We start from the raw sequence: 26,023 nt of genomic DNA, 5'->3' as shown, positions 1-26,023 counted from the left end.
AGGCCGTGCCAGAGCGGTGCGCACCCGGGGCCGGGGCGGGGCATGGAAGTTGCTGCACACGCCCACCGCCGCCCAGGAGCGCCGCCGTGCAACAGACCGGTACGCAACGCATCGCCAAGATCCGCCGCGACTACAACAGCTGGGTCGCCGACGAGACGCTGGAGGACTACGCGCTGCGCTATACGCCGCGCTCGTTCCGCAAATGGTCGGAGCTGCGCATCGCCAACACCGCCCTCGGCGCCGTGTCCTTCCTCGCCCTGGAAGCCATAGGCGGCGCCCTGGCCATCAGCTACGGCTTCACCAACACCCTGTGGGCGGTGCTGGCGGTGAGCCTGGTGATTTTCCTCACCGGCCTGCCCATCAGCTACTACGCCGCACGCTACGGCGTGGACATGGACCTGCTCACCCGTGGCGCCGGCTTCGGCTACATCGGCTCCACCATCACCTCGCTGATCTACGCCAGCTTCACCTTCCTGTTCTTCGCCCTGGAGGCGGCGATCATGGCGCTGGCCCTGGAGCTGTACTTCGGCATCCCGCTGGCGCTGGCCTACGTCATCTGCTCGGTGATCATCATTCCCCTGGTGGCCTTCGGCATCACCCTGATCAACCGCCTGCAGATGTGGACCCAGCCGGTGTGGCTGCTGCTGCTGTTGCTGCCCTACGTCTTCGTCATCGCCAGGAACCCCGGGGCGCTCGGCGACCTGGCCAGCTTCGCCGGGCGCGACGGCGAGGCCGGCACCTTCAACCCGCTGCACTTCGGCGCCGCCTGCACCGTGGCCCTGGCGCTGGTGACGCAGATCGGCGAGCAGGTGGACTACCTGCGCTTCCTGCCGCAGAAGACCCGCGCCAACCGCAAGCGCTGGTGGGCGGCAATGCTCCTGGCCGGCCCCGGCTGGATCATCCCCGGCGCACTGAAGATGCTCGGCGGCGCCTTCCTCGCCTTCCTCGCCCTGCAGCACGAGATCCCCCTGGAGCGCGCCGCCGAACCGACGCAGATGTACCTGGTGGCCTTCAACTACGTGTTCGCCTCGCCGCAATGGGCGCTCGGCGCCATGGTGCTGTTCGTCATCGTCAGCCAGGTGAAGATCAACGTCACCAACGCCTACGCCGGCTCCCTGGCCTGGTCGAACTTCTTCGCCCGCATCACCCACAGCCACCCCGGCCGCGTGGTCTGGCTGGTGTTCAACGTGGCCATCGCGCTGATGCTGATGGAGCTGGGCGTGTTCGAGGCCATCGAGCAGGTGCTGGGGCTCTACGCCAACATCGCCATCGCCTGGATCGGCGCCCTGGTGGCGGACCTGGTGATCAACAAGCCGCTGGGCCTGTCGCCGCGGCACATCGAGTTCAAGCGCGCGCACCTCTACGACATCAACCCGGTGGGGGTCGGCGCCATGCTGATCGCCTCGCTGCTCTCGGTGCTGGCCCATGCCGGGCTGCTCGGCAGCCTCGCCCAGGCGGCCTCGCCCATGGTGGCGCTGGTCTCGGCGATGGCGGTGGCGCCGCTGCTGGCCTGGTTCACCGGCGGGCGCTACTACATCGCCCGGGAAAGCGACCCGGCGCTGCTCCATCCGCTACGCGAGAAGGTCACCTGCACCCTGTGCAGCAACGATTTCGAGCGCGAGGACACCGCCTTCTGCCCAGCCTACGGCGCGCCCATCTGCTCCCTGTGCTGCTCGCTGGACGCCCGCTGCGGCGATGCCTGCAAGCCCCGGGCGCGGCTCTCGGAACAGTTCGACGACCTGGTGCGCCGGCTGCTGCCCAACGCCTCGGTGCCGCGCCTGCACACGCGCCTGGCCCACTACCTGGGAGTGCTGGCGGTGATCGTGATCCTGTTGTTCTGCGCCCTGGCGCTGATCTACAGCCAGGTTTCCCAGGGCCTCGAACAGGCCCCGGCGGACGCCGCGCAGACGCTCTACCAGGCGTTCCTCAAGGCCTTCCTGACCCTCTCGCTGTTCGCCGCGATACTCGCCTGGTGGGTGGTGCTGACCCGCGAGAGTCGCCACGTGGCGCTGGAGGAGTCGAACCGCCAGACCACCCTGCTGATGCAGGAGATCGAGGCCCACCGCAAGACCGACGAGGCGCTGCAGAAGGCCAAGGAAGCCTCGGAGGCGGCCAACGCGGCGAAGAGCCGCTACGTCACCGGGCTGTCCCACGAGTTGCGCACGCCGCTCAACAGCATCCTCGGCTACACCCAGATCCTGCAGCGCGACGGCCTCACCCCCGAGCCGCACAAGGAGGCCCTGGCGACCATCTTCCGCAGCGGCTCGCACCTGCTGTCGCTGATCGACGGGCTGCTGGACGTGGCCAAGATCGAGGCCGGCAAGCTGCAACTGGAGCCCAGCGAAATCCCCTTCCCCGAATTCCTCCAGCAGTTGCAGCACATGTTCAGCCCGCAGGCCGAGGAGAAGGGCCTGGCCTTCCGCTACGAGCCCGGCGGTCGCCTGCCGGTGGTGGTGCGCGGCGACGAGAAGCGCATCCGCCAGATCCTCATCAACCTGCTGGGCAACGCGGTGCGCTTCACCGAGAGCGGCGAGGTGCGGCTGCGGGTCAGCTACCTGCGCGAAACCGCCACCTTCGAGATCATCGACACCGGCATCGGCATCGCGCCGGACCAGATCGAGCGCATCTTCCAGCCCTTCGAACGGGGCGACCCGCTGCGCCAGGACAACGGCGTCGGACTCGGCCTGACCATCACCCGCATGCTCATCGCGCTGATGGGCGGCGACATCCGCGTGCACAGCCGGCCGGGCCAGGGCACCTCGTTCCAGGTGCGCCTGTTCCTGTCCGAGGTGCGCGTGCCCCAGGCGGTGGTGCACGTCGAGCACGACATCATCGGCTACCAGGGCGCGCGCCGCCGCGTGCTGCTGGTGGACGACCATATCGAGCACCGCCGGGTGCTGGCCGGCATGCTGGGACCGCTGGGCTTCGAGATCGTCCAGGCCGCCGATGGCCAGGAGGCGGTGCGCCAGGTGGCCCTGCTGCACCCGGACCTGATCCTCATGGACCTGTCGATGCCGCACATGGACGGCTGGGAGACCAGCCGCCTGATCCGCCGCCACGTGCAGTCGCGGGCGCCGATCATCGTCATCTCCGCCAACGCCTTCGCTGACGACCGCGAGCGCAGCGTGGCGGCCGGCTGCAACGACTACCTGGCCAAGCCGGTGCACACCCCGGCCCTGCTGGAGAAGATCAAGGAGCACCTGGGCCTGGAATGGCTCAAGCGTCCGCCCGTGGCCCCCTGTACCGAAGCGGACGGCGCGCGGCCCTCGCCCGCCGCCCTGGAGGCGCTGCGCGAGCTGAGCGAGATGGGCTACGTCAAGGGCATCCTCGAGCGCCTGGATGCCATCGAGCGCGAGGAGCCCGGGTGCACCGCCGTCCTCGCCGGCCTGCGACAACGCGCGCGGCGCTTCCAACTCAACGAATTCAATACGCTGCTGAAAGCGGCCGGCAGCCCCACCCCCCGCGTCGACCTGGCGCGCGACCAGACAGGAGGAGCCCATGCACAGCTCGAGCCGTGACAGCGCCGTGGTGCTGATCGTCGACGACACCCCGGACAACCTCGCCCTGCTCAGCGATGCCCTCGACGCCGCCGGCTACAGGGTGCTGGTGGCGCTGGACGGCACCAGCGCCCTGGAGCGCGCCCAGCGCAGCCAGCCGGACGTGATCCTGTTGGACGCGATGATGCCGGGCATGGACGGCTTCGAGACCTGCCGACGGCTCAAGGCCAGTGGCGAGACGGCGGACATCCCGGTGCTGTTCATGACCGCGCTGACCGAGAGCGAGCATGTGGTGGAAGGCTTCGCCGCCGGCGGCATCGACTATGTGACCAAGCCGATCAAGCCCGACGAGGTGCTCGCCCGCGTCGCCGCCCACCTGCGCACCGCCCGCGCCCTGCAGGCCGTGCGCAACGCCCCGGCGCCACGCCCGGCGCTGGACGACGAGCAGACCCAGGAGGCGCTGGCCTCGCGCTTCCAGCTCACCGGCCGGGAAATGGAGGTGCTGCACTGGGTGGCCTGCGGCAAGACCAACCGCGACATCGGCGACATCCTCGGCCTCAGCCCGCGCACGGTGAACAAGCACCTGGAGCACGTCTACGTAAAGCTGGGCGTCGAAACCCGCACCGCAGCGGCGGCGGTGGCCATGTCGGCGGGGCGTTGATGCTCCTTTTGAAGCCAGGTGATGCAAGGGTGGATGACGCTCTTTTCATCCACCATCGAGGTGCCGATCAGCCTCGGTGCCAGGTCCATGGACCCCTGCCCTGCCCAATGGTGGATGGGTGAAGCGTCATCCACCCTACAGCCCGCTGGGTGCTCGCTGCGGATGGCGGCTTTCGTAGGATGGCGTAGAGCGCAGCGAAACCCATCGATGCCCGGCACGGAGCCGGCATCGCGAATGAGATAGGTGATGCGTAGGGTGGATGACGCTCTTTTCATCCACCATCGAGGTACCGATCAGCCTCGGTGCCAGGTCCATAGATCCCTGCCTGCCCATGGTGGATGGGTGAAGCGTCATCCACCCTACAGCCCGCTGGGTGCTCGCTGCGGATGGCGTCTTTCGTAGGATACGTCGGGCGGCGCTCAACGAGCGCTGGCGAGGCGCTCGCAGAGCTTGCGGGTGGCGTCGAGCATCTGGAAGCTGGGGCGTTCCAGGCCGCGGTCGGGCACTGGCCACACCTGGCCGGCGGCGACCGCGGGGATCTGCGGCCAGGCTCGCCAGGCGTCGGCCTGGGCCGGTTCGCTGACGAGGATGACCCGGGGCTGGCGCTGCAGGATGGATTCGATGCTGACCTGGGGCGCCGGCAGGCGCTGGTCGGCGAAGACGTTCTCGGCGCCGCAGATGCGCAGGGCGTCGCTGACGATCTGCTGCCCGCCCAGGGTGTAGAGCGGCTTGTCCCACACCTGGTAGAACACCGCCAGCGGCACCTCGCGGCGGTATTTCCCACGCAACTCCGCCAGCCCCGCAGCGAAGCGCTGGCTCAGGGCACGGCCCTGTTCGGCGCGCCCCACGCGCTGGCCCACTTCGGCGAACACCCCGGCCAGGTCATCCAGTTGCCGGGGCTCCACCCGCAACTGCTCGATGGGGGTACGCCTGAGCTGTTCACGCCCGGCAGCGCCCACGCTGTCGGGCCACAGCAGCACCAGGTCGGGCTTCAGCGCCAACAGGCTTTCGATTTCCAGCTGGCCGTAGCGGCCGACACTGGGCAGCCCCGCCAGAGCGGCCGGGCGCTCGCCACCATCGAGCACGCCCACCAGCAGGTCGGCGGCATCCAGGTCGAGCATGAGTTCGGTAAGGGAAGGGGCGAGGCTGACCACGCGCAGCTGCGCCATGGCGGGCAGCGCCAGGCACAGCAGCAAAGCGCCCAGCAGGCTGCGCATCAGCCCAGTTGGCGCGGGATGCGGTAGAGGCTGAAGATCACCACGCTGCCCAGGGCCAGCAGCACCAGGGCCACGGCGTTAAGGCCGGCGAACACGGCGACGGCGCCGATCCAGGCCGGCAGGCCGGCCCCGAGGAAGGCCACGCGGCGGGCGCGGGCCAGGGCGATCCAGGCGGCGGGTTCTTCTTCGCTGTCGAGGGCTTCCTCGGTGGCGATCAGGGCGCGCTTGTAGCCACGGAACAGCGGCAGGCTGATGAACATGGAGATCAGCGCCGCCAGGAACAGCGGCATCTCCAGGGCGGCGAACACCGGTTCGCCGGAGCCGAACAGCAGGTTGAGCACGAACAGCGGGGCCAGGGCGATGGCGAGGTAGGCCCACCATTCGAGGCCCAGCTTGCGGCGCACCTGGTTGCGGGTCATAGCTCGACTTCACCCTGGTGCAGGCTGCCGAGCATGTGGCCGAGCTTGCCGGCCTTGGTCGCCAGGTACTTCTTGTTGTGCGGGTTGAGGCCGGTCTGCAGCGGCACGCGTTCGGCGACGCGGATGCCGAAGCCTTCGAGGGCCTTCACCTTGCGCGGGTTGTTGGTCATCAGCTTGATGCCGGAGATGCCCAGGTGGTCGAGCATCGGCAGGCAGATGGCGTAGTCGCGCTGGTCGGCACCGAAGCCCAGGCGCTCGTTGGCCTCGACCGTGTCGGCGCCGCCGTCCTGCAGCTCATAGGCACGGATCTTGTTCAGCAGGCCGATGCCACGGCCTTCCTGGCGCAGGTACAGCAGCACGCCACGGCCTTCCTCGGCGATGGCGCGCAGGGCGGCCTCGAGCTGGAAGCCGCAGTCGCAGCGCAGGCTGAACAGGGCGTCGCCGGTCAGGCATTCGGAATGCAGACGGCCGAGCACCGGGGCGCCATCGGCGAATTCGCCCATGGTCAGGGCAACGTGTTCCTTGCCGCTGGCCTGGTCGAGGAAGCCATGCATGGTGAAGAGGCCGAAGGGCGTGGGCAGTTGGGAGGCGGCGACGAAGACGACGGACACCACGGATCTCCTGGGATTTCGAAAGGCCGGCATTGTATCAGCAGCATTAACCGGCCGGTCAGACTGAATAGTTGGGGATAAGGATCGAAACGCTTGGACGATCGAGCCTCAGATCTTCGACTCCAGCAGCAGCACGCCCTGGTCCTCGCGCCAGCGCACGCGGTTGAGGAAGCTCATGCCCAGCAGCACGTCGACCGGGGCATCGCCCTCGACCACCGCGCCTTCGACGCCGAGCACTTCCAGCGGGCCGACCTTGACCCGGTCGAAGACCACCCGCCAGGCCCGCACGGTGCCGGAGGCGGTGCTGGCGGTCATCGGCTTGCCGGTCACCCGGTAGTCGATGCCGAGGATGCGCGCCTGGTTCTCGCTCATGGCGACGGTGGAGGCACCGGTGTCGACCATGAACTGCACCGGGTGGCCCTCGATGGCACCGGCCACCATGAAGTGGCCATTGTTGCCGCGGGCGATGCTCATCTGGGTCTTCTGCGGGGCGCTGGCGCCGGCCTGGTTGTATTCGCGGGAAAGCTCGTAGGTGCGCTCGATACCGCCGATGCGCAGCACCGCGCCCCGGCTGCTGGCACTGACCACCTCGACGCCGCCGGGGCCGGTCTGGCCAACCTTCACCAGCTTGCGCTGGCCGTCGACGCTGAGCACCGCGGCATTGGGGAACAGGCCAACCACCTGCACCTGGGGTTCGGCATGGAGGGCACCACAGCAGGCCAGCAGCAGGCTGGCGCAGAACAGTTCAAGGCGACGCATGGTGGCTCTCCGGTTCCGGGTCGAAGGGGTACGGCTGCCCCCAGTGGGCGAAGACCGGGCGCAGTTCGCCATTTTCCACCAGGCGCGCCATGCGTTCGTCGAACAGCTCCGCGAATTCGCGTCCGCGTGCCGTGTCACCGAAGGCGACATAGAGCTTGAGCTGGGTGAGGTAGGTGATGCGGTAGTTTTCCGGGTTGGGGCTCTGCCGCAGGACGTCGTCGACCTCGGTGCGGGCGTCGATGTAGTAGTCGGCATGGTCGAGGTCGAGCATCGAGAGGATGCCGCCGCGCCGCTCGATCTCCTGGAAATGCGCCAGGTTCGGCAGGTAGCGCTCGTAGCCGTAGCCGCGCATCCACACCAGGCGGTGTTCGCCGAGGTTGGCCAGGGTGGGCACCGGTGTCCCCTTCAGGGCCAGGGCGCTGATACGGTCGGCGTCGTAGTTCCAGTGGGGGTAGATGGCCCAGGGCACTTCGTCACGGTAGGAGCCGACCCAGGCGTCGGCCTCGCCGCGCTTCACCAGGCCGATGGAGCGGGTGTAGGGCACCGAGCGCGTGCGCAGGTGCACGCCGACCGGTTCGAAGACCTTGCGCAGGATGTCCCAGCCGAGGCCGCTGCCGTCGGCGTCGGTGTGTGCGGCCCAGGTTTCGGCGGCGATCACGACTTCCGTCGCGCTCGCCTCGGGCTTGTTGCCAGGGGATGCGTCCGCTGCCAGCGCCCAGGGCGCCAGCATCATTGCCAGCAGTCCGACCAACCAGCCGCGCATCATCACTCCCCTTCCGCTCCCTGCCGAGTCCAGGTCTGGCGGCTAGCCCACGCCCCAGACGATCAATTGCATCGCCAGCCAGGCGAAAACGCCGGCCAGCACGTCGTCGAGCATGATGCCGACGCCGCCGTGGACGTGCCGGTCGATCCAGCGGATCGGCCAGGGCTTGAGGATGTCCATGAACCGGAATACCAGGAAGCCTAGCAGCAGCCACTGCCACCCTTCGGGCACCAGCCAGAGGGTGATCCACATGCCGACCATCTCGTCCCAGACGATGCCTTCGTGGTCGTGCACGCGCAGGTCATCGGCGACCTTGCCGCACAGCCAGAAGCCGAACAGCATGGTCAGCCCGAGCATCAGCCAGTAGCCCCAGTCGGGCAGCATCTGCCAGAGCGGGATGAACGGCAGCGCCACCAGCGAACCCCAGGTGCCGGGGGCCTTGGGCAGGGTCCCGGAACCGAAGCCGAAGGCGAGGAAATGCCAGGGGTTGCGCCAGACCGAGGGCGGGGCCGGTGGCACCGGCTCTTGCTGCGGATGATCAGTCACCTTGACTCCCGAAATGTTGAAAGCCCCGTGCCGGCGGCCGGATATCCCCGCCATCGGCGTCGAGCAGGTGCACGCCCTGGCCCGCTTCGACGCGACCGATCACGGCCACCTCGGGCCAGGCGGCCTGCAGGGCGGCCAGGTGCTGCGGCGGCAGGGTGAAGGCCAGGCGGTAGTCGTCGCCACCGGCCAGTGCATGGTTCAGGGCCGGCTCGCGCGGGTAGAGCGCACGCAGGCCTGCGGACAGCGGCAGGCGCTCGCGCTCCACCATCAGTGCGACAGCGGAGGCGGCGGCGATGTGCCCGCAATCGGCGAGCAGGCCATCGGAAATATCCAGCGCCGCGCTGGCCTTGCCGCGCAGGGCGATGCCGAGGCCGAGCTGCGGCGGCGGCGACCAGTAATGGGCGAGCAGCGCACGGGCTTCATGGCTGTGGTCATCACGCTCGCCGAGCACCAGGGGCAAGGCGCCGGCACCGTCACCCAGGCTGCCGCCGACGCAGAGCAGGTCGCCCGGGCGGGCGCCGGCGCGGGTGAGGGCCTGGCCGGCGGGCACGCGGCCGAACACGGTGACGGTCAGGCTCAGCGGGCCACGGGTGGTGTCGCCGCCGATCAGGGCGATGGCGCAGTCGCGGGCCATGGCATCGAGGCCACGGGCGAGCCCCTGCAGCCAATCCGCATCGGCGGCCGGCAGGGTCAGGGCGAGGGTGAAACCGACGGGCGTGGCGCCCATGGCGGCCAGGTCGCTGACGGAAACCGCCAGGGCGCGCTGGCCGAGCAGGAAGGGGTCGCAGTCCAGGGGGAAGTGCACCCCGGCGACCAGGGTATCGGTGGAGACCGCCAGCTGCTCGCCGGCGGGAAGTTGCAGCAGGGCGCAGTCGTCGCCGATACCCAGCGCGATGCCCTCGCCAGCCGCTGCACAGGCAGCGGCGACGAAGTAACGGCGGATCAGCTCGAACTCACCCATTCCTCGGTCAGCGCTTGGCGCCACGGACCTCGGCGGCACGCAGCAGCGGTGCCAGCTTGTCCAGCACGCCGTTGACGAACTTGTGTCCGTCGGTAGCGCCGAAGACCTTGGCCAGCTCGATGCCTTCGTTGATCACCACACGGTAGGGCACGTCGACGCGGTTGCGCAGCTCGTAGGTGGAGAGGCGCAGCACCGCGAGTTCGACCGGGTCGACTTCCGCCAGGGGCCGATCCAGGCAAGGCGTGAAGGCCTCGTCGATCTCGGTCACCTGGCGCGGTACGCCGTGGAGGATCTCGTGGAAGTAGGCACCGTCGACCGCCGAGAAATCGTTGTCGACGCGGAACTGCGCCTCGATTTCATTGAGCGTCTGGCCGGCGATGTGCCACTGGTACAGGGCCTGGACGGCCAGGCTGCGGGCCTGGCGGCGCGCAGCGGTCTTGCCCTTGGCGACGGGCTTGTTGGCTTCGTCCGGGTTGTCGATGTCGCTGTTGAAACTCACTTGGCCTCCAAGGCCGCCAGCAGGCTGACCATTTCGAGGGCGGACAGGGCAGCTTCGGCGCCCTTGTTGCCGGCCTTGGTGCCGGAGCGTTCGATGGCCTGCTCGATGGAGTCGACCGTCAGCACGCCGAAGGCAACCGGTACGCCGAACTCCATGGACACCTGGGCCAGGCCCTTGGTGCACTCACCGGCGACGTATTCGAAGTGCGGGGTGCCACCACGGATCACGGCGCCGAGGGCGATGATCGCTGCGTACTCGCCGCGCTGGGCGACTTTCTGCGCCACCAGCGGGATTTCGAAAGCACCCGGGGCACGGATGATGGTGATGTCGCTTTCATTCACGCCGTGGCGTACCAGGGCGTCTACGGCGCCGCTCACCAGGCTTTCTACGACGAAGCTGTTGAAGCGGCCGACCACCAGGGCGAAGCGGCCTTTGGGGGCGATGAAGGTACCTTCGATGGTCTTCAGGGTCATGGCGGGTTCTCGTTCATTAAAGAGCGAGGGCGCGTTCACGGCATGTGGCGCGCCCTACGGGTCATTCAGCGGGCAGGTATTCTACAACTTCCAGGTCGAAACCGGATATCGCATTGAACTTCATCGGCGAACTCATGAGGCGCATCTTGCGCACACCGAGATCGCGAAGAATCTGCGAGCCGGCGCCGACGGTGCTGTAGGTGGCGGGGTTGGTGACCTTGGCATCGCTGCCCAGCTGGCGCTCCAGGTGCGCCAGCAACTGCGGGCCGGTCAGCGGGTTGCCCAGCAGCAGCACGACGCCGCTGCCGGCCTTGGCCACTTCCTTCATCGCCGCGCGCAGGCTCCAGCGGCCTTCCTGGTTGACCATGAACAGGTCGCGCAGGGGGTCCATGTTGTGCACGCGCACCAGGGTCGCCTCTTCCGGGCTGATGGTGCCCAGGGTCAGCGCCATGTGCACGTCGCCCTCGACGGCGTCGCGGTAGGTAACCAGGTTGAACTGGCCCAGCTCGCTGTCCAGCGGCTGTTCGGCGATGCGCTCGACGGTGCGTTCGTGGATCAGCCGGTAGTGGATGAGGTCGGCGATGGTGCCGATCTTGATCCCGTGCTCGGCGGCGAAGGCCTCCAGTTCGGGGCGACGGGACATGGTGCCGTCGTCGTTCATCACTTCGCAGATCACCCCGGACGGCTCGAAGCCGGCCATGCGCGCCAGGTCGCAGGCCGCTTCGGTGTGGCCGGCGCGGGCCAGCACGCCACCGGGCTGGGCCATCAGCGGGAAGATGTGGCCGGGGCTGACGATGTCGTCGGCCTTGGCGCCCTTGGCGGCAGCAGCCTGCACGGTGCGTGCGCGGTCGGCGGCGGAGATGCCGGTGGTGACGCCTTCGGCGGCCTCGATGGAGACGGTGAACTTGGTGCCGAAGCCGGAGCCGTTGCGCGGGGCCATCAGCGGCAGCTTGAGGGTCTCGCAGCGCTCGCGGGTCATGGGCATGCAGATCAGGCCACGGGCAAAGCGCGCCATGAAGTTGATGTGCTCGGCCTGCACGCACTCGGAGGCCATGATCAGGTCGCCTTCGTTCTCGCGGTCTTCGTCATCCATGAGGATGACCATCTTGCCCTGGCGGATGTCTTCGATCAGTTCGTCAACGCTATTGAGAGCCATGGGCCCTCCTTTTGAATTCAGTGTTTGAGGTAGCCGTGTTCGGCGAGGAAGCTTTCGGTCAGGCCGGAGGCGGCGGGCTCGGCGGCCTTGTCACCCAGCAGCAGGCGCTCCAGGTAACGCGCCAGCAGATCGACCTCGAGGTTGACCTGCCTGCCCGGCCGGTAGTCGGCCATGATGGTTTCATCCAGGGTGTGCGGGACGATGGTCAGCTCGAATTCGGCGCCATTGACCGCGTTCACCGTCAGGCTCGTGCCGTCGACGGTGATCGACCCCTTCAGGGCTATGTACTTCGCCAGTTCACGCGGTGCGCGGATCCTGAATTGCACGGCACGGGCATTGTCTTCCCGCGCCACTATCTCGCCCACGCCGTCGACATGACCGCTGACCAGGTGCCCGCCGAGGCGGCTGGTGGGGGTCAGGGCCTTTTCCAGGTTGACCTTGCTGCCGGTCTTCAGGTCGATGAAGGCGGTACGGGCCAGGGTTTCGCGGCTGACGTCGGCCCAGAAGCCGTCGCCGGGCAGTTCCACCGCGGTGAGGCAGACGCCGTTGACGGCGATGCTGTCGCCGAGCTTCACATCGCCCAGGTCGAGCTTGCCGGTGGCCACGTAGACGCGCACGTCACCGCCCTTGGGGGTGATGGCGCGGATGCTGCCGATCGCTTCGATTATGCCGGTGAACATGGGACCTCCACTGCAACAGGATGGCCGGTGCGCAAGGCCCGGGAGCGCATTATAGGCACCCGGGATGCGCTCGCGGTCATCCACGCAGACGATGCTGCGAGCGCCGGGAGAAAGGTATGGGACATCGTTGAACTCCTGTTTATGAAAAAACAGGGCACGTTGGATCGAAAGGGACTTCGCAGGCGCGCAGAAACACGCCCAGGCAGGCAATCCCGTTCTCTCTTCATCCGGACTATGACCGTCGGCCCCGGAATCACACCGGGTCTGCTGACCTTGCGACTAAGCAAGCGCTCGCGGGCTATGCGCAACGCGCAATTACCGCCGGTGGGGACTTTCACCCCGCCCTGAGAACGATTCGGCCACTGGCGTGGCCGAGGCGGTTTTTTAACACAAGGAGGGGAAAGGGGAAAGCTGCAAGCTGCAAGCTGCAAGCTGCAAGCTGCAAGTGTGCCGGCTTCTAGCTTCTAGCTTCTAGCTTCTAGCTTCTAGCTTCTAGCTTCTAGCTTCTAACTTGAGGCTTGAAGCTTGAGGCTTGCCGCTGCCTTCACAAAGGCACCGCAATGATCCGCCAGTCATCCCCGACCGCGCGCATCTCGACGATCTTCAGCTGCGGCGCCTCGGCCATCCGTGCCAGGGGCCAGTCCAGCAGCGGGCGGGCGCTGGAGCCGAGGATGCGCCCGGCCATGAAGATCTGGTACTCGTCCACCAGCCCGGCACGGGCGAAGGCGCCGGCCAGGCGGGGGCCGGCTTCCACCAGCACTTCATTGGCGCCGCGCGAGGCCAGCTCGGCCAGCAGGCGCTTGAGGTCGACGTGGCCATTGCTGCCCGGCACCGCCAGCAGCTCGTGGCCATCGTCCTGGAAGCGGTCGCGCGCGGCGGCGGCAGCGCAGGTGGCCACCAGTGCCGGCCCGGCCTGGAAGAAGGGGGCGGACAGCGGCACGCGCAGGCGGCCATCCACCAACACGCGCAGCGGCGGGCGATCCAGCGCCAGGGCAGTGAGCTCGGCATTCAGGCCCAGCTCGTCCGGGCGCACGGTGAGGCGCGCGCCATCGGCGAGCACGGTGTCGGCCCCGGTCAGCACCACGCTGGCGCGGGCACGCAGGCGCTGCACGGCGGCGCGGGCATCCGGCCCGGTGATCCACTGGCTTTCGCCACTGGCCATGGCCGTGCGGCCGTCCAGGCTCATCGCCAGCTTGACGCGGACGAAGGGCAGGCCCTGTTCCATGCGCTTGATGAAGCCGGCATTCAGCGCACGGGCTTCGGCTTCCAGCACGCCGCTCTGCACGGCGATGCCGGCCTGCATCAGGCGCAGCAGGCCGCGACCGGAAACTTCGGGGTTGGGGTCCTGCATCGCCGCCACCACCCGCGCCACGCCGGCATTGACCAATGCATCGGCGCAGGGCGGCGTGCGGCCATGGTGGCTGCAGGGTTCGAGGGTGACGTAGGCGGTGGCGCCACGGGCCTTGTCGCCGGCCTGGCGCAGGGCGTGGACTTCGGCATGGGGCTCGCCGGCGCGGGCATGCCAGCCTTCGCCGACGATGCGCCCGCCCTGGACGATCACACAGCCGACGCGGGGGTTCGGATGGGTGGAATACAGGCCCTTGCGGGCCAGCTCGAGTGCGCGGGCCATGAAGGCCTGATCGTTCTGGGTCATGCCTTAGTCTTTCGAGGGCTCACGGGCCAGGCGCTCGATTTCCTCGCGGAACTCGTTGAGGTCCTGGAATCGGCGGTAGACCGAAGCGAAACGGATATAGGCGACTTCGTCGAGCTTCTGCAGCTCCAGCATCACCAGCTCGCCGAGCACGCGGGACTTCACCTCGCGCTCGCCGGTGGCGCGCAGCTTGTGCTTGATATGGGCGATGGCCTCTTCGAGGCGCTCGATGCTCACCGGGCGCTTCTCCAGCGCGCGCTGCATGCCGGCGCGGAGCTTTTCCTCGTCGAAGGGCTGGCGGCTGCCGTCCTGCTTGATCAGCCGAGGCATGACCAGTTCGGCGGTCTCGAAGGTGGTGAAGCGTTCCTCGCACGCCAGGCATTCACGGCGGCGACGGACCTGATCGCCTTCGGCGACCAGTCGCGAATCGATCACCTTGGTGTCATGGGCGCCACAGAAGGGACAGTGCATGGTGGGCGACAACTGCGGAAAAAGAAGGCCACATGGTAGCGCATCTCCCCCGCAAGACAAGCCGCGGGCTTTGCGTTATAAGGCCGCCCAGAGCCCTCCGCAACAAAGGCCAGGAGTCATCCATGCGTGCCCTTTCCGTCCTTTCCCTCGCTGCCCTGCTGGTCGCCTGCTCCAGCGAGCCGCCCGTCGCGCCCACGCCCGCCTCCAAGCCGGCCGCGCCTCGCCTGCAGGCTGAAGAACCCACGCCCGCCCACCTGCGCGAGCTCAGGGGCCAATTGCTCGGCGCCCCGGCCGGCAGCGAAGTGGAAATGGCCCTGCTGGTGATCGACGACCGTGACCGCCCGCAGCAGCTGCTGGCCAGCCTGCGCCTCTCCGGCACCGGCCAGGCCCTGCCCTTCAAGCTGACCTTCAACCCCGAGGTGTTCCCCCTGGGCCGGCGCGTCGAGCTGCGCGCCCGGGTCAGCCAGTCCGGCCAGTTGGTGCAGCGCCTGGCACCGCAGCGCATCCTCCAGGCCGAGAGCCAGGCCCTCGGCCCGTTGCAGCTGGAGCGCGCACCATGACGCCCCCCGAAGGCCTGCAGCGCGCCCTCGGCGACCTGCTCGGCGACGCCCGCCTCAGTGCCGAGACGCTGCCGGGCACCGACCTGCGCCTGTGGCTGATCGACGGCGCCAACATGGACCGTGCCTTCAACCCTGAGGAAACCCGGCGCATCCTCGAAGAGCCGCCCTACTGGTGCTTCTGCTGGGCCAGCGGCCTGGCCCTGGCGCGCTGGTTCGCCGAGCGCCCCGACTGGGTGGCCGGCAAGCGCGTGCTGGACTTCGGCGCGGGCTCCGGTGTCGCCGCCATCGCCGCGGCCAAGGCCGGTGCGGCGGAGGTGGTGGCCTGCGACCTCGACCCGCTGGCCCTGGAATCCTGCCGCGCCAACGCGGCCCTCAATGGCGTGGAGCTGGGCTACTCCGAGGACTTCTTCGCCGAAGCGGACCGCTTCGACCTGATCGTGGTCGCCGACGTGCTCTACGACCGCGCCAACCTGCCCTTGCTCGACCATTTCCTCAGCCGTGGCCGCGAAGCCCTGGTGGCCGACTCCCGCGTCCGCGACTTCGCCCACCCGCACTACAACCGCCTGGCCATGCTCGAAGCCTGCACCTGGCCGGACCTGGCCGAACCCGAGGAATTCCGCCACGTGAGCCTGTATCACGCAGTGAGATAACGACGAGCCCCGGTAGGCGGCTGCAAGCGGCAGCCGTATCATTCGCCCATCCCTTGCGCACTCGAGAACCCCGATGAGCGACACGCCCTATATCTTCGATACCACCGCCGCCGACTTCGACCAGGCGGTGATCCAGAACTCCTTCCACAAGCCGGTCCTGGTGGACTTCTGGGCCGAGTGGTGCGCGCCCTGCAAGGCGCTGATGCCGCTGCTGGCGCAGATCGCCGAGTCGTACCGGGGCGAGCTGCTGCTGGCCAAGGTCAACTGCGACATCGAGCAGGACATCGTCATGCGCTTCGGCATCCGCAGCCTGCCCACCGTGGTGCTGTTCAAGGACGGCCAGCCGGTGGACGGCTTCGCCGGCGCGCAACCGGAATCGCAGATCCGCGCCATGCTCGAACCCCATGTGCAGCAGCCCGCACCGGCCGCCGCCGATCCGCTGGAAACCGCCCAGGCGCTGTTCACCGAAGGCCGTATCGGCGATGCCGAGGCCCTGCTCAAGCAGGTACTGACCGAAGACAACAGCAACGCCGCCGCGCTGATCCTCTACGCGCGCTGCCTGGCCGAGCGCGGTGAGCTGGGCGAAGCCCAGGCGGTACTGGATGCGGTGAAGAGCGACGAGCACAAGCAGGCCCTGGCCGGTGCCCGCGCGCAGCTGACCTTCCTGCGCCAGGCCGCCGACCTGCCGGAAGCCGCCGACCTGAAATCGCGCCTGGCACAGAACGCCGAGGACGACGAGGCCAGCTACCAGCTGAGCATCCAGCAACTGGCCCGCCAGCAGTACGAGCCGGCACTGGACGGCCTGCTCAAGCTGTTCGTGCGCAACCGCAGCTACGCCGAAGGCATCGCCCACAAGACCCTGCTGCAGGTGTTCGACCTGCTGGGCAACGACCACCCGCTGGTCACCACCTACCGCCGCAAGCTGTACCAGGCGATCTACTGATCGCTCGACCGACGTAGGTTGGGCCGAGGTACGAAGCCCAACGCAGCGAAGCCCACATCCATCACGTTGGGCCTCGCTGCGCTGGGCGCCAACCGACGGCGCTTACCCCTTCCAGATATAGACGGGCGCGTCGCCGCCCATCTCCAGCTGCACCTGCTCGCTGTGGCGCAGCCGCACCAGCAGGCGCTTACCGGCAGCGGCACCGCCGGCCAGGGCTTCCAGCTCCACCAGCAGGCGCGGTCCTTCGATGCGCCCGGCGCCCTGCAACAGGCCCAGCGCGGCATCCCACAGAGCGTCGTTGCGCTTCGGCGCGGCAGGCGTGGCGACAGGGGCAGGAGCCGACGGCGCCTCGACGCTGACCTGCAATTGCCCGCCCAGGCGCTGCCAGTCCTCCTCGTCCATCTCCACCGTCAGGTCGACCGGCCAATCGCCGATCCGTCCACGAATTCGCAGCATGTCCAGTTCCCCGGGTTTGAATCGGGCAATGCTCCCACGCCCCTCCACGAGGCGCCAAGCAGCACTGGCATGGCCAACGCAAAGTTGTTATAACGTAACACCTCATTTCAGCCCCACCCCGGAGTGCCCCATGCGCCGCCTGCTGCTCGCCCTGCCCTTCGCCCTGCTGCCCCTGGCCGCCGCCCAGGCCCATGACCACGAACACGAGGAACACGGCAGCCTCGGTGCCCACGAGCACGGCGTGGCGCGGATGAACATCGCCCTGGACGGCAACAGCCTGGAGCTGGAGCTGGAAAGCCCGGCCATGAACCTGGTGGGCTTCGAGCACGCCGCCAACAGCGACGCCGACAAGGCCAAGGTCGCCGCCGCCCGCGCCCAGCTGGAAAAGCCCCTGGACCTGTTCGCCATCCCCCTGGTCGCCGGTTGCAAGGTGGCTGGCCAGGAGCTGGAAAGCCCGCTGTTCGGCAATGCCCCGGAACACGAGCATGAACACGAAGACGCCGACCACGATGAAGCGGAAGGCCACGAGCACCACCACGAGCACAGCGAGATCCACGCCCACTACCAGCTGGAATGCGCCAAGCCCGAAAACCTCAAGACCCTGGACCTCAAGGCGCTGTTCACGCGCTTCCCCGCCACCCAGAAAATTCAGGTACAACTGATCGGCCCGCAGGGCCAGCAAGGCGCCGAACTGACCCCTGCCAGCCCTTCCCTGAGCTTCTGAACCCGATGAACCGGCCGGGGCAACCCGGCCGGCACCCCATGAGCCAGACACTGATCGAAATCACCGACCTGGGCTTCGCCTGGCCGGGCCACGCCGAGTTGCTCGACATCCCCGCCTTCGCCCTGCAAAGCGGGGAGACCCTCTTCCTCAAAGGCCCCAGCGGCAGCGGCAAGACCACCCTGCTGGGCCTGCTCGGCGGCGTGCAGACCCCCGGCCGTGGCAGCGTCAACCTGCTGGGCCGCGACCTGGGCAAGATGGCCTCTGGCGCGCGCGACCGCTTCCGCGTCGACCATACCGGCTACATCTTCCAGCAGTTCAACCTGCTGCCCTTCCTCTCCGTGCGCGAGAACGTCGAGCTGCCCTGCCACTTCTCGCGCCTGCGGGCCCAGCGCGCCCAGCAGCGCCACGGCAGCGTGGCCCAAGCCGCCGCCACCCTGCTCGGCCACCTGGGCCTAGCCGCCAGCCTGCTGGAACGCCGCGCCGATGCCCTGTCCATCGGCCAGCAGCAGCGCGTCGCCGCCGCCCGCGCACTGATCGGCCAGCCGGAACTGGTGATCGCCGACGAACCCACCTCGGCCCTGGATGCCGACGCCCGGGAAAGCTTCCTCCAGCTGCTCTTCGGCGAATGCCGCGAGGCCGGGGCCAGCCTGCTGTTCGTCAGCCACGACCAGAGCCTGGCACCGCTCTTCGATCGCAGCCTGTCGCTGCTGGAACTGAACCGCGCTGCGCGCCCGCAGGAGGCCTGAGATGTATCTGTTCCGCCTGGCCCTGGCGAGCCTCGCCAACCGCCGCTTCACCGCCCTGCTCACGGTCTTCGCCATCGCCCTTTCCGTCTGCCTGCTGCTGGCGGTCGAGCGGGTGCGCACCGAGGCCCGTGCCAGCTTCGCCAGCACCATCAGCGGCACCGACCTGATCGTCGGCGCCCGCTCCGGTTCGGTGAACCTGCTGCTGTATTCGGTATTCCGCATCGGCAACGCCACCAACAACATCCGCTGGGACAGCTTCGAAACCCTCGCCCACAACCCCAAGGTGAAGTGGGCCATCCCCATCTCCCTGGGTGACTCCCACAAGGGCTACCGGGTGATGGGCACCAGCGAAGCCTATTTCGAACACTACCGCTACGGCCGCGCCCAGCCGCTGAAGCTGGCCGAAGGCAAACCCTTCGCCGACATGTTCGACGTGGTACTCGGCGCCGAAGTGGCCGAAGCCCTGAAATACAAGCTGGGCGACAAGGTGGTGCTGTCCCACGGCGTCAGCACCGTCAGCCTGGTGCAGCACGACGACAAACCCTTCACCGTGGTCGGCGTCCTCGAACGCACCGGCACGCCGGTGGACCGCACCCTGCACATCTCCCTGGCGGGGATGGAGGCGCTGCACGTCGACTGGCAGAACGGCGTGCCCGCCCGCGGTGCCGGCAAGGTCAGCGCCGAGCAGGCCCGCGCCCTGGACCTGCAACCCAAGGCCATCACCGCCTTCCTGCTTGGCCTCAACAGCAAGATCGCCACCTTCGCCGTGCAACGGGAGATCAACGAATTCCGTGGCGAGCCGCTGCTGGCGATCCTCCCCGGCGTCGCCCTGCAGGAACTCTGGAGCCTGATGGGCACGGCCGAGAAGGCACTCTTCGTGGTCTCGCTGTTCGTGGTGCTCACCGGGCTGATCGGCATGCTCACCGCCATCCTCACCAGCCTCAACGAGCGCCGCCGCGAGATGGCCATCCTGCGCTCGGTGGGCGCGCGGCCCTGGCATATCGCCAGCCTGCTGGTGCTGGAAGCCTTCGCCCTGGCCCTGGCCGGTGCAGTGCTCGGCCTGGTGGTGCTTTACCTCGGCATCGCCCTCGCCCAGGGCTACGTGCAGGCCAACTACGGCCTCTACCTGCCGCTGGCATTGCCAAGCCGCTATGAGTGGACGCTGCTGGGCGGTATCCTGGCCGCCGCCCTGCTGATGGGCGCCGTGCCGGCTTGGCGCGCCTATCGGCAATCCCTGGCCGACGGCCTGTCCATTCGCCTGTGAGCCCATGATGAAACGCGCCCTGCTGGCCCTTCCGGCCCTGATCCTGCTGACCGCCACCGGCCTCTGGGCCGGTGAGGTCCGTGAACTGACCTGGTCCGAGCTGATCCCCGCCGACGCTCCGCCGCCACCGCCCCCCGCGCCCATCCACGACCTTTCGCAACTGGCCGACTCCCTGGCCGCCGAGGCGGGCCCGGCCGCCACCCAGCAGTCGCCGACCGCTCCGGTGGTGCCGACGCTGGATGGCCTGGAAGTGAAACTGCCCGGTTATATCGTGCCGCTGGACGTGACCGAAGAAGGCCGGGTGACCGACTTCCTGCTGGTCCCCTACTTCGGTGCCTGCATCCACGTGCCGCCACCGCCGTCGAACCAGATCGTCCACGTCACCAGCGAACTCGGCGTGCTGATGGACGCGCTCTACCAGCCGTTCTGGATCGAAGGGCCGTTGCAGGTGAAATCCAGCACTAGCGAACTGGCCGAGGCCGGCTACCAGATGGAAGCCAGCAAGATCTACCCCTACGAGATCCCCGAGAGCTGATAAGCAAGCCTGCTAACGAACTCACCACGGCATTGAGCTAGATCAAGGTGCCGTGGTTCGCGCTCCCCGAAACTGAGCCCAGCCAACACAAGCTCATGACCTCGGAGCCAATAAATGAAAACGCCGTTCCTAGCCGCCTCCCTTCTCGCCCTCGCTGTGGCCGCCCCTCTGGCCCAGGCTCACCAGGCGGGTGACATCCTCGTTCGTGCCGGTGCCATCACCGTCAACCCGAAAGCCGACAGCTCCAGCGTCAAGGTAGACCGCGGCCCCCTGGCCGGCGCCGACCTGGGCGGCAAGGCGACCATGGACAGCGACACCCAGCTGGGCCTGAACTTCGCCTACATGCTGACCGACCACTTCGGCCTGGAACTGCTGGCCGCCACCCCCTTCGAGCACGAAGTGAAGCTCAAGGGCACCGCCCTCGACGCCGCCAACGGCAGCCTGGGCTCGCTGAAGCACCTGCCGCCGACCCTGAGCGTCGTGTACTACCCGCTGGAATCCCAGTCGGCCTTCCAGCCTTACGTGGGCGCCGGCATCAACTACACCTGGATCTATGACGAGCACGTGGGCAGCGGCGCAACCGCAGCCGGCTTCGACAACTTCCGCGTGAAGAACTCCTGGGGCCTGGCCTGGCAGGTCGGCGCCGACTACATGCTGACCGACAGCATCATGGTCAACGCCCAGGTGCGCTACATCGACATCGACACCCGCGCCTACGTCGACAACACCGCCCTGGGCGTACGCGCCAAAGTGGACGTGGATGTCGACCCGTGGGTCTACATGGTCGGCCTGGGCTACAAGTTCTAAGCCCAACCGCACTGAACAAAGGCGCCTTCGGGCGCCTTTTTCGTTGGCATCACCGGCCCATCTGGTGGGATGAAAAAAGGCTTTTTGCGTTAAGTGTTGCTAGAGGATTTGAGCCCAGCTGATTGCTGAGTTTTGCTGGTACTTCTGGTTTCGCCCACCCGGGCGAGTCCCTTTTCCAATCGCTGGAACGCCAGCCCGGTGAAAAGGAACCAAAAAACTTGGCCCTCCATACGGGTCTGGCGGCTGCTCCAGCTTTCTTCGCCAAACGCATCACATCGATGTGCGCCCCCAGCGCGCACGTAGTGGCGGCAGCTTTCGTAGGATGGCGTAGAGCGAAGCGAAACCCATGCGGTGGAGGGCGTCCGGAAGACACCGTGCTTGAGCCCTTGCTTTAAAACCACAACAGCTAACGCAGACAGAGCCAAAAAAGGCGCCTCGCGGGCGCCTTTTCCATTCGGCTCAGCGGCCCAGCAAGTGAGCCAGGCCGACCGCCAGGGGCGTCGGCTCGGGGAAGGCGAAGCGCTCCAGCAGGCGACCGTTGTCCGCCAGGGAGTGGCGGATGTCACCAGAGCGCGCTTCGGCGTAGCTGATGGCCGGCAGTTCGCCTACCACGCTGCCGATGGCGGCGAGCAGGTCCTTGAGGCTGGTGGAACGCTGCAGGCCGACGTTCACCGGGCCGGCTTCGACGCCGGGGTTTTCCAGGGCCTGCACCAGCACCTGCACCAGGTCGCCGACATAGACGAAGTCACGGGTCTGCTCGCCGTCACCGAAGATAGTGATCGGCGTACCGGCCAGGGCGCGCTCGGTGAAGATGCTGATCACCCCGGAATAGGGTGAGGACGGGTCCTGGCGCGGGCCGAAGATGTTGAAGAAGCGGAACACCGCCGGCTCCAGGCCGTGCTGGCGACGGTAGAAATCCAGGTACTGCTCGCTGGCCAGCTTGTCCACCGCGTAAGGGGTCAGCGGCGCGGTCGGGGTGTTCTCGTCGATGGCCTGGCCTTCGCCGTTCTGGCCGTAGACCGAGGCGCTGGAGGCGAACACCACGCGCTTCACGCCGTGCTCGCGCATGGCTTCGCACACATTGAGCGTGCCGATGAAGTTGGCCTGATGGGTAGCCACCGGGTCGTCCACCGAAGCCGGCACCGAGGCCACCGCGGCCAAGTGCGCCACCGCCTTGCAGCCGGCCACGGCACGGCTTACCAGCGCAGCGTCGGCGACGTTGCCTTCGATGAGTTCGACGCGGGAGTCGTGCAACGGCAGGTTGTCGCGCTTGCCGGTGGACAGGTCGTCGAGGATGCGCACGGAATGCCCGCGCGCCAGCAGCGCGTCCACCAGGTTGGAGCCGATGAAGCCGGCGCCGCCGGTAACGAGGATGGGGGAATCAGCCATGGCGGTAGTAACGATCCAGGAGAGCGGGCAACGCCGCGCGCCAGGCGCGGGGCTTGATGCCGAATGTATGGAGGATTTTCTTGCAGGCCAGCACCGCGTGCTGCGGCTCGTCCGCCGCATCGGGACGGGCGGCGTGGGCCTGGGGAGTGATTTCCTGCACCTTCAGCGTGTGCAGGTTGCGGGCTTCGGCCAGCACCGCCTGGCCAAGCGCCAGGGTGGTGGTCGCCTCGTGGCCACCGTAGTGGTAGGTGCCCCAGAGCGGCGCCGCGCAGTCCAGCTGCTTGAGCACCGCGAGCATCACCCGCGCGGCATCGTCCACCGGCGTGGGGTTGCCACGGCGGTCGTCGGCCAGCATCAGCTCATCGTCCCGCTCGGCACGGGCGAGGAAACGCCCGAGGATGCCTTCGTTGCTGTCATCCAGCAGCCAGCCGAAACGCAGCAGCACGTGCTTGGGGCACACCGCGCGCACGCTCTGCTCGATGCGCCACAGGGACTGCCCGCGCAGGCTGAGGGGGATGGTCTCGTCCTTCTCGTTGTAGGCGGTGGCCCGGGCGCCGTCGAAGACTCGGTAGCTGGAAGGCTGCAACAGGACGATGCCGTGGTGCTGGCAGAGCTCGGCCAGGCGTTCCACCGCGCGTTCCTGCGCGGCGAAGCGGCCCGCGCTGGCCTCTTCGGCCTGGAACCAGTCGAAGTAGTAGGCGAGGTTGATCACCGCATCGGGGCGGGTGTCATCGAGCAGCTGGGTCAGGCTGGCGGCATCCCAGCCCTGGTCGGGCGGGCGTGGGGCGAGGAACCCTACATCATCCTCGGCCCCCAGGCGGATAAGCGCCTGGCCAAGGGCATTGCCACCGCCCAGGAGCATCAAGCGCATACGCATAGACAGAAGGTCGCTTAAAGCCAGTGGGTGTTAACGATCAGCCGTCGTCCCGCGATAGCGCCCTCCCTGTGACCAGGAGGATCGCCGTGACGGGGACATCGGGCACGCAAGCCAGCGGCCGTTTCCGACCGGGAAAGACGCATTCTGCTTATTTCCCGGCGCTGCGTCACTAGTGGCGCGCCATGCGGCATGCCACTTCAGCTCTGCGGAGGCTCCGTTGGGCGGTAGAGGTGGGCGTGGTCGGGGTGGTAGAGCGAGGAATCGGTGAAACCTTCGGCAGCCAGCACCCGCCCCACGAGGATCAGCGCGGTGCGGCGGAAATCCTTCTGCGCCACCCGTGCCTCGATGTCCGCCAGGGTGCCGGTCACCCAGTCCTGGTCGGGCCAGCTGGCGCGGTGCACCACGGCCACGGGGCAATCGGCGCCATAGTGCGGCAGCAGTTCTTCGACGATGCGCGGCAGGTGGCTGACGCCCAGGTGGATGGCCAGGGTCGCGCGGTGCTGCGCCAGCTCCGCCAGCGATTCGCCCTCGGGCATCCGAGTGCGGGTGGCGAAGCGAGTGAGGATCAGCGTCTGGGAAATATCCGGCAGGGTCAGCTCGGTGCCGAGCAACGCGGCGCAGGCGGCGGTGGCGGTGACGCCGGGCACCACCTCATAGGGAATGCCCAGCGCGCGCAGGTGGCGGATCTGCTCGCCGATGGCGCCATACAGCGAGGGGTCGCCGGAATGCACCCGGGCCACGTCCTGGCCACGCCCGTGGGCCTCGGCCAACAGGGCGACTATCGCCTCCAGGTGCAGCTCGGCGGTGTTCACCACCCGCTCGGCGCTATGCCCATCCAGCACCGCTTCCGGCACCAGGGAACCGGCGTAGAGGATCACCGGGCAACTGCGGATCAACCGCTGGCCCTTGACCGTGATGAGCTCCGGATCGCCGGGGCCGGCGCCGATGAAATAGACCGTCATGGGTTATCCACATCCTCAAGGGTGCAGGCCAGCGCACAGGTGGCGTTGGCACTGCGGCGTTTCTCCACCAGCAACCGCGCCGGGCGGCCGGCCAGGGCCTGGGCCTGTACCAGCGCGGCGGCTTCGGCGATGCCGGGGCTGCCGGTTTCCCGCAGGGCGATGGCCGACAGGCCGGACAAGCGCCCCTCGCAGGCCGCCAGCTGCGCCGCCGGCAGCAGCGCCAGGGGCAAGCGAAGGGTCAGCGCCAGGGCCTGCAACCCCGGCTCATCGGCCTTGCTGTCGACACTGGCCAGGGCGCTGAGATGGCCAGGTACGAGTCCCTGCTCGGCCAGGGCAGCGTCGAGCAACGCGCGCAGCTCCTGCTCCGAGCAGCCGCGCCGGCAGCCGAGGCCGGCCACCAGGGTCATCGACCGGCCTCACAAAACAAAACCCCGCGAAGGGCTGGGCCCTGCGCGGGGTCGATCGGCAGCGAAGCCCGGCTCACGCCAGGTCTTGGCTCGCGGAGCGCTGGTACAGCCAGGCAGCGGCCCAACCCAGGGCGCCCCAGAACAGCGCGTTGGTCACCAGCGAGGCGGCGATGAACTCGTGCTCCAGCGCTTCCGGCGCCAAGCTCGCATGCACTTCAGGCTGCGGTGCACCGACCACATGGGGGATCACCAGCAGTACCAGGCCGACGATGCGCAGGACCCAGTTGCGGCCGAAGGCGATCAGCGCCAGGCCAGCAGCGGTGGAGGCAGCGGTGCCGATCCACCAGACCTGGCGCTGGGCCAGGTCGGCGGCTGCGGTACCCGGCAGCTCCGGCGGCAGGCCGAGGGACGGCGCCAGGGCGAAGGTGGCGAAACCGGCCAGGCCCCAGAGCAGGCCCTGCCAGGCGCGGGTCGGGCCGCGCAGGCTGAACAGCGCGGCCAGCAGCAGGGCGAAGCCGACGGCCACCACCAGGTTGGCGCCACCGGTGGACAGGGTGCGCTGCCAGCCGTCGGCGGGAGCCCAGGCTTCGGCGTCGTGTTCATGGGCGGGCGCGCCAGCGGCGTGCTCGTGGGCGTGTTCGGTCTGCTCGGCCGGTGCCGAGTTCTCGAAGGTTTCCGCATGGAGAATCAGCGGGGTGACCCACAGGCTTTGCAGCAGGGTCAGCACGATGGCGGCGAAGAGGCCGGCGAACCCGGCGGTCTGGGCGATGCGCTTGATCACGGTCGCGCCTCTCAGTGGCAGGGGAAGGCGGAGCTGTGGCGGGTATCGTGGGCCGCGTTGTGCACCGCCTCGATGTGCGAGAAGCCGGCGAAGTACACCAGCGACAGGCCCAGGAGGCTGGCACCGATGGCGATGGCCAGGCGTTTGGACAGGGGGACGGCGGCGGCCGAATGGCTCAGTGTGCTGCTGGACATGGTGCTTCCTCTGCGATGCGGGTGAGTCGGCAAGAGGAACGCGTGCGAAGAAAGCGGCCGCGCGGGGACCGCATTTCCGGCGTGCGCCCGCCCACCGCGGGTTGCCAAAAAAGTGATCAGGCCGGTCTCCGGGCTTGCGACGCCAGCCATGGCTGGTCGGGTTTGCCTTCCCATGTCCGCCGGACACAGTGGCCTACAGATCCCTACGTGCGCTTACCGTTGCGGGGGCAGCGTCGGACTCGCCCTGGAGCACACCGACTTCCCGTTTCACCTCGCGCGCGACGGCGCGAGACACCTGAAAAAACCGCACAAGAACATCACGAGTCCGACTGGCCGTCAACCGCCGCGATTGACCGCCGCCCCC

30 protein-coding genes and 2 riboswitches are annotated in these 26,023 nt (G+C 68.1%); of the genes, 10 read left to right on the top strand and 20 right to left on the bottom strand.

Annotated elements, in window-relative coordinates; genetic code table 11:
- Positions 1 to 86: 86 nt before the first annotated feature.
- On the top strand, positions 87 to 3,518 hold the full coding sequence (locus tag PI990_RS03905; protein WP_271659870.1) for a hybrid sensor histidine kinase/response regulator: 3,432 nt from the start codon (positions 87 to 89) through the stop codon (positions 3,516 to 3,518).
- A complete protein-coding gene (locus PI990_RS03900) occupies positions 3,499 to 4,158 on the top strand; it encodes a response regulator (RefSeq protein ID WP_271659869.1) in 660 nt (219 codons plus the stop codon). Before PI990_RS03905 ends, PI990_RS03900 begins: the two co-directional genes overlap by 20 nt.
- A gap of 419 nt (positions 4,159 to 4,577) precedes the next feature.
- On the opposite strand, the gene PI990_RS03895 is transcribed toward PI990_RS03900, so the two are convergent.
- From PI990_RS03895 to nrdR, 13 genes are all read right to left on the bottom strand, one after another.
- A complete protein-coding gene (locus PI990_RS03895; RefSeq protein ID WP_442969314.1) occupies positions 4,578 to 5,375 on the bottom strand; it encodes a cobalamin-binding protein in 798 nt (265 codons plus the stop codon).
- A complete protein-coding gene (locus PI990_RS03890) occupies positions 5,375 to 5,794 on the bottom strand; it encodes a hypothetical protein (protein ID WP_021219662.1) in 420 nt (139 codons plus the stop codon). The genes PI990_RS03895 and PI990_RS03890 overlap by 1 nt, the downstream gene beginning before the upstream one ends.
- Positions 5,791 to 6,405, bottom strand: coding sequence for a GTP cyclohydrolase II (gene ribA / locus PI990_RS03885; protein WP_021219661.1), 615 nt, complete (start codon positions 6,403 to 6,405; stop codon positions 5,791 to 5,793). The genes PI990_RS03890 and ribA overlap by 4 nt, the downstream gene beginning before the upstream one ends.
- Before the next feature lie 108 nt (positions 6,406 to 6,513).
- Entirely contained in the window at positions 6,514 to 7,164 is a 651-nt protein-coding gene (locus PI990_RS03880) for a retropepsin-like aspartic protease family protein (protein ID WP_263401557.1), read from the bottom strand.
- Positions 7,151 to 7,927: a substrate-binding periplasmic protein gene (locus tag PI990_RS03875; RefSeq protein WP_271659868.1), complete on the bottom strand. Its 777-nt coding sequence runs from the start codon at positions 7,925 to 7,927 to the stop codon at positions 7,151 to 7,153. Before PI990_RS03875 ends, PI990_RS03880 begins: the two co-directional genes overlap by 14 nt.
- Positions 7,928 to 7,969: 42 nt before the next feature.
- Positions 7,970 to 8,473 carry a phosphatidylglycerophosphatase A family protein gene (locus PI990_RS03870; RefSeq protein WP_031287757.1) on the bottom strand — a complete coding sequence of 168 codons (504 nt, stop codon included), beginning with the start codon at positions 8,471 to 8,473 and terminating at the stop codon, positions 7,970 to 7,972.
- Positions 8,466 to 9,434 (bottom strand): thiamine-phosphate kinase, encoded by a 969-nt coding sequence (thiL, locus tag PI990_RS03865; protein ID WP_271659867.1) that lies wholly within the window; start codon positions 9,432 to 9,434, stop codon positions 8,466 to 8,468. Before thiL ends, PI990_RS03870 begins: the two co-directional genes overlap by 8 nt.
- A 7-nt stretch (positions 9,435 to 9,441) precedes the next feature.
- Positions 9,442 to 9,933, bottom strand: a complete 492-nt coding sequence (gene nusB, locus PI990_RS03860; RefSeq protein WP_021219656.1) for a transcription antitermination factor NusB — start codon at positions 9,931 to 9,933, stop codon at positions 9,442 to 9,444.
- Complete coding sequence (gene ribH, locus PI990_RS03855) at positions 9,930 to 10,406, bottom strand: 6,7-dimethyl-8-ribityllumazine synthase (protein WP_111260678.1); 477 nt, start codon at positions 10,404 to 10,406, stop codon at positions 9,930 to 9,932. The genes nusB and ribH overlap by 4 nt, the downstream gene beginning before the upstream one ends.
- A gap of 61 nt (positions 10,407 to 10,467) precedes the next feature.
- The gene (gene ribBA, locus PI990_RS03850; RefSeq protein ID WP_021219654.1) at positions 10,468 to 11,562 is read right to left on the bottom strand and encodes a bifunctional 3,4-dihydroxy-2-butanone-4-phosphate synthase/GTP cyclohydrolase II; all 1,095 of its coding nucleotides are present in this window, start codon (positions 11,560 to 11,562) and stop codon (positions 10,468 to 10,470) included.
- A 17-nt stretch (positions 11,563 to 11,579) separates the two neighbouring features.
- Complete coding sequence (locus tag PI990_RS03845) at positions 11,580 to 12,242, bottom strand: riboflavin synthase (RefSeq protein ID WP_021219653.1); 663 nt, start codon at positions 12,240 to 12,242, stop codon at positions 11,580 to 11,582.
- A 210-nt stretch (positions 12,243 to 12,452) separates the two neighbouring features.
- Positions 12,453 to 12,598, bottom strand: a riboswitch (FMN riboswitch).
- A 188-nt stretch (positions 12,599 to 12,786) separates the two neighbouring features.
- Complete coding sequence (ribD, locus tag PI990_RS03840; RefSeq protein WP_271659866.1) at positions 12,787 to 13,896, bottom strand: bifunctional diaminohydroxyphosphoribosylaminopyrimidine deaminase/5-amino-6-(5-phosphoribosylamino)uracil reductase RibD; 1,110 nt, start codon at positions 13,894 to 13,896, stop codon at positions 12,787 to 12,789.
- A 3-nt stretch (positions 13,897 to 13,899) separates the two neighbouring features.
- On the bottom strand, positions 13,900 to 14,364 hold the full coding sequence (nrdR, locus tag PI990_RS03835; RefSeq protein WP_031287756.1) for a transcriptional regulator NrdR: 465 nt from the start codon (positions 14,362 to 14,364) through the stop codon (positions 13,900 to 13,902).
- 122 nt (positions 14,365 to 14,486) lie between these two features.
- Between nrdR and PI990_RS03830 the strand changes: the two genes are divergently transcribed.
- From PI990_RS03830 to trxA, 3 genes are all read left to right on the top strand, one after another.
- Positions 14,487 to 14,924, top strand: coding sequence for a YbaY family lipoprotein (locus tag PI990_RS03830; RefSeq protein WP_271659865.1), 438 nt, complete (start codon positions 14,487 to 14,489; stop codon positions 14,922 to 14,924).
- Positions 14,921 to 15,574 carry a class I SAM-dependent methyltransferase gene (locus PI990_RS03825; protein ID WP_021219649.1) on the top strand — a complete coding sequence of 218 codons (654 nt, stop codon included), beginning with the start codon at positions 14,921 to 14,923 and terminating at the stop codon, positions 15,572 to 15,574. The genes PI990_RS03830 and PI990_RS03825 overlap by 4 nt, the downstream gene beginning before the upstream one ends.
- A gap of 73 nt (positions 15,575 to 15,647) precedes the next feature.
- Entirely contained in the window at positions 15,648 to 16,517 is an 870-nt protein-coding gene (trxA, locus tag PI990_RS03820; RefSeq protein WP_263401563.1) for a thioredoxin, read from the top strand.
- A gap of 102 nt (positions 16,518 to 16,619) precedes the next feature.
- On the opposite strand, the gene PI990_RS03815 is transcribed toward trxA, so the two are convergent.
- On the bottom strand, positions 16,620 to 16,973 hold the full coding sequence (locus PI990_RS03815; protein WP_021219647.1) for a hypothetical protein: 354 nt from the start codon (positions 16,971 to 16,973) through the stop codon (positions 16,620 to 16,622).
- 130 nt (positions 16,974 to 17,103) lie between these two features.
- On the opposite strand from PI990_RS03815, the gene PI990_RS03810 reads away from it, so the two are divergent.
- The 5 genes from PI990_RS03810 (at position 17,104) to PI990_RS03790 (ending at position 21,049) form a co-directional block, all read left to right on the top strand.
- Entirely contained in the window at positions 17,104 to 17,697 is a 594-nt protein-coding gene (locus tag PI990_RS03810; protein ID WP_271659864.1) for a DUF2796 domain-containing protein, read from the top strand.
- 38 nt (positions 17,698 to 17,735) lie between these two features.
- On the top strand, positions 17,736 to 18,443 hold the full coding sequence (locus tag PI990_RS03805; protein ID WP_263401566.1) for an ABC transporter ATP-binding protein: 708 nt from the start codon (positions 17,736 to 17,738) through the stop codon (positions 18,441 to 18,443).
- A 1-nt stretch (position 18,444) separates the two neighbouring features.
- A complete protein-coding gene (locus PI990_RS03800; RefSeq protein WP_021219644.1) occupies positions 18,445 to 19,707 on the top strand; it encodes an ABC transporter permease in 1,263 nt (420 codons plus the stop codon).
- Between the two features lie 7 nt (positions 19,708 to 19,714).
- Positions 19,715 to 20,242 (top strand): DUF3299 domain-containing protein, encoded by a 528-nt coding sequence (locus PI990_RS03795; protein ID WP_021219643.1) that lies wholly within the window; start codon positions 19,715 to 19,717, stop codon positions 20,240 to 20,242.
- Positions 20,243 to 20,356: 114 nt separating this feature from the next.
- On the top strand, positions 20,357 to 21,049 hold the full coding sequence (locus PI990_RS03790) for an OmpW/AlkL family protein (RefSeq protein ID WP_263401569.1): 693 nt from the start codon (positions 20,357 to 20,359) through the stop codon (positions 21,047 to 21,049).
- Between the two features lie 459 nt (positions 21,050 to 21,508).
- Here the strand turns inward: PI990_RS03790 and PI990_RS03785 are convergent, their stop codons facing one another.
- From PI990_RS03785 to PI990_RS03760, 6 genes are all read right to left on the bottom strand, one after another.
- Positions 21,509 to 22,438 carry an NAD-dependent epimerase/dehydratase family protein gene (locus PI990_RS03785; RefSeq protein ID WP_271659863.1) on the bottom strand — a complete coding sequence of 310 codons (930 nt, stop codon included), beginning with the start codon at positions 22,436 to 22,438 and terminating at the stop codon, positions 21,509 to 21,511.
- On the bottom strand, positions 22,431 to 23,315 hold the full coding sequence (locus PI990_RS03780) for a sugar nucleotide-binding protein (RefSeq protein WP_271659862.1): 885 nt from the start codon (positions 23,313 to 23,315) through the stop codon (positions 22,431 to 22,433). Before PI990_RS03780 ends, PI990_RS03785 begins: the two co-directional genes overlap by 8 nt.
- A 197-nt stretch (positions 23,316 to 23,512) precedes the next feature.
- Positions 23,513 to 24,277: a precorrin-4 C(11)-methyltransferase gene (cobM, locus tag PI990_RS03775; RefSeq protein ID WP_271659861.1), complete on the bottom strand. Its 765-nt coding sequence runs from the start codon at positions 24,275 to 24,277 to the stop codon at positions 23,513 to 23,515.
- Positions 24,274 to 24,684, bottom strand: coding sequence for a cobalamin biosynthesis protein (locus PI990_RS03770; protein ID WP_271659860.1), 411 nt, complete (start codon positions 24,682 to 24,684; stop codon positions 24,274 to 24,276). The genes cobM and PI990_RS03770 overlap by 4 nt, the downstream gene beginning before the upstream one ends.
- A gap of 73 nt (positions 24,685 to 24,757) precedes the next feature.
- Positions 24,758 to 25,465: a CbtA family protein gene (locus PI990_RS03765; protein ID WP_271659859.1), complete on the bottom strand. Its 708-nt coding sequence runs from the start codon at positions 25,463 to 25,465 to the stop codon at positions 24,758 to 24,760.
- An 11-nt stretch (positions 25,466 to 25,476) separates the two neighbouring features.
- A complete protein-coding gene (locus PI990_RS03760) occupies positions 25,477 to 25,659 on the bottom strand; it encodes a CbtB domain-containing protein (protein ID WP_021219636.1) in 183 nt (60 codons plus the stop codon).
- Between the two features lie 102 nt (positions 25,660 to 25,761).
- Positions 25,762 to 25,973, bottom strand: a riboswitch (cobalamin riboswitch).
- Between the last annotated feature and the right edge of the window lie 50 nt (positions 25,974 to 26,023).

Origin of the sequence: Pseudomonas sp. TUM22785 (assembly GCF_028198105.1) — a bacterium.
Classification (GTDB): domain Bacteria; phylum Pseudomonadota; class Gammaproteobacteria; order Pseudomonadales; family Pseudomonadaceae; genus Metapseudomonas; species Metapseudomonas solani.
This window is presented reverse-complemented; position numbering and strand designations above follow the sequence as displayed.

Coding starts and splice junctions, on each gene's coding strand:
- PI990_RS03900 (WP_271659869.1), top strand. CDS start 3,499: ATGCACAGCTCGAGCCGTGACAGCGCCGTGGTGCTGATCGTCGACGAC.
- PI990_RS03895 (WP_442969314.1), bottom strand. CDS start 5,375: ATGCGCAGCCTGCTGGGCGCTTTGCTGCTGTGCCTGGCGCTGCCCGCC.
- PI990_RS03890 (WP_021219662.1), bottom strand. CDS start 5,794: ATGACCCGCAACCAGGTGCGCCGCAAGCTGGGCCTCGAATGGTGGGCC.
- PI990_RS03880 (WP_263401557.1), bottom strand. CDS start 7,164: ATGCGTCGCCTTGAACTGTTCTGCGCCAGCCTGCTGCTGGCCTGCTGT.
- PI990_RS03875 (WP_271659868.1), bottom strand. CDS start 7,927: ATGCGCGGCTGGTTGGTCGGACTGCTGGCAATGATGCTGGCGCCCTGG.
- thiL (WP_271659867.1), bottom strand. CDS start 9,434: ATGGGTGAGTTCGAGCTGATCCGCCGTTACTTCGTCGCCGCTGCCTGT.
- ribH (WP_111260678.1), bottom strand. CDS start 10,406: ATGACCCTGAAGACCATCGAAGGTACCTTCATCGCCCCCAAAGGCCGC.
- ribBA (WP_021219654.1), bottom strand. CDS start 11,562: ATGGCTCTCAATAGCGTTGACGAACTGATCGAAGACATCCGCCAGGGC.
- PI990_RS03845 (WP_021219653.1), bottom strand. CDS start 12,242: ATGTTCACCGGCATAATCGAAGCGATCGGCAGCATCCGCGCCATCACC.
- ribD (WP_271659866.1), bottom strand. CDS start 13,896: ATGACCCAGAACGATCAGGCCTTCATGGCCCGCGCACTCGAGCTGGCC.
- nrdR (WP_031287756.1), bottom strand. CDS start 14,364: ATGCACTGTCCCTTCTGTGGCGCCCATGACACCAAGGTGATCGATTCG.
- PI990_RS03830 (WP_271659865.1), top strand. CDS start 14,487: ATGCGTGCCCTTTCCGTCCTTTCCCTCGCTGCCCTGCTGGTCGCCTGC.
- PI990_RS03825 (WP_021219649.1), top strand. CDS start 14,921: ATGACGCCCCCCGAAGGCCTGCAGCGCGCCCTCGGCGACCTGCTCGGC.
- trxA (WP_263401563.1), top strand. CDS start 15,648: ATGAGCGACACGCCCTATATCTTCGATACCACCGCCGCCGACTTCGAC.
- PI990_RS03815 (WP_021219647.1), bottom strand. CDS start 16,973: ATGCTGCGAATTCGTGGACGGATCGGCGATTGGCCGGTCGACCTGACG.
- PI990_RS03810 (WP_271659864.1), top strand. CDS start 17,104: ATGCGCCGCCTGCTGCTCGCCCTGCCCTTCGCCCTGCTGCCCCTGGCC.
- PI990_RS03805 (WP_263401566.1), top strand. CDS start 17,736: ATGAGCCAGACACTGATCGAAATCACCGACCTGGGCTTCGCCTGGCCG.
- PI990_RS03800 (WP_021219644.1), top strand. CDS start 18,445: ATGTATCTGTTCCGCCTGGCCCTGGCGAGCCTCGCCAACCGCCGCTTC.
- PI990_RS03795 (WP_021219643.1), top strand. CDS start 19,715: ATGAAACGCGCCCTGCTGGCCCTTCCGGCCCTGATCCTGCTGACCGCC.
- PI990_RS03790 (WP_263401569.1), top strand. CDS start 20,357: ATGAAAACGCCGTTCCTAGCCGCCTCCCTTCTCGCCCTCGCTGTGGCC.
- PI990_RS03785 (WP_271659863.1), bottom strand. CDS start 22,438: ATGGCTGATTCCCCCATCCTCGTTACCGGCGGCGCCGGCTTCATCGGC.
- PI990_RS03780 (WP_271659862.1), bottom strand. CDS start 23,315: ATGCGTATGCGCTTGATGCTCCTGGGCGGTGGCAATGCCCTTGGCCAG.
- cobM (WP_271659861.1), bottom strand. CDS start 24,277: ATGACGGTCTATTTCATCGGCGCCGGCCCCGGCGATCCGGAGCTCATC.
- PI990_RS03770 (WP_271659860.1), bottom strand. CDS start 24,684: ATGACCCTGGTGGCCGGCCTCGGCTGCCGGCGCGGCTGCTCGGAGCAG.
- PI990_RS03760 (WP_021219636.1), bottom strand. CDS start 25,659: ATGTCCAGCAGCACACTGAGCCATTCGGCCGCCGCCGTCCCCCTGTCC.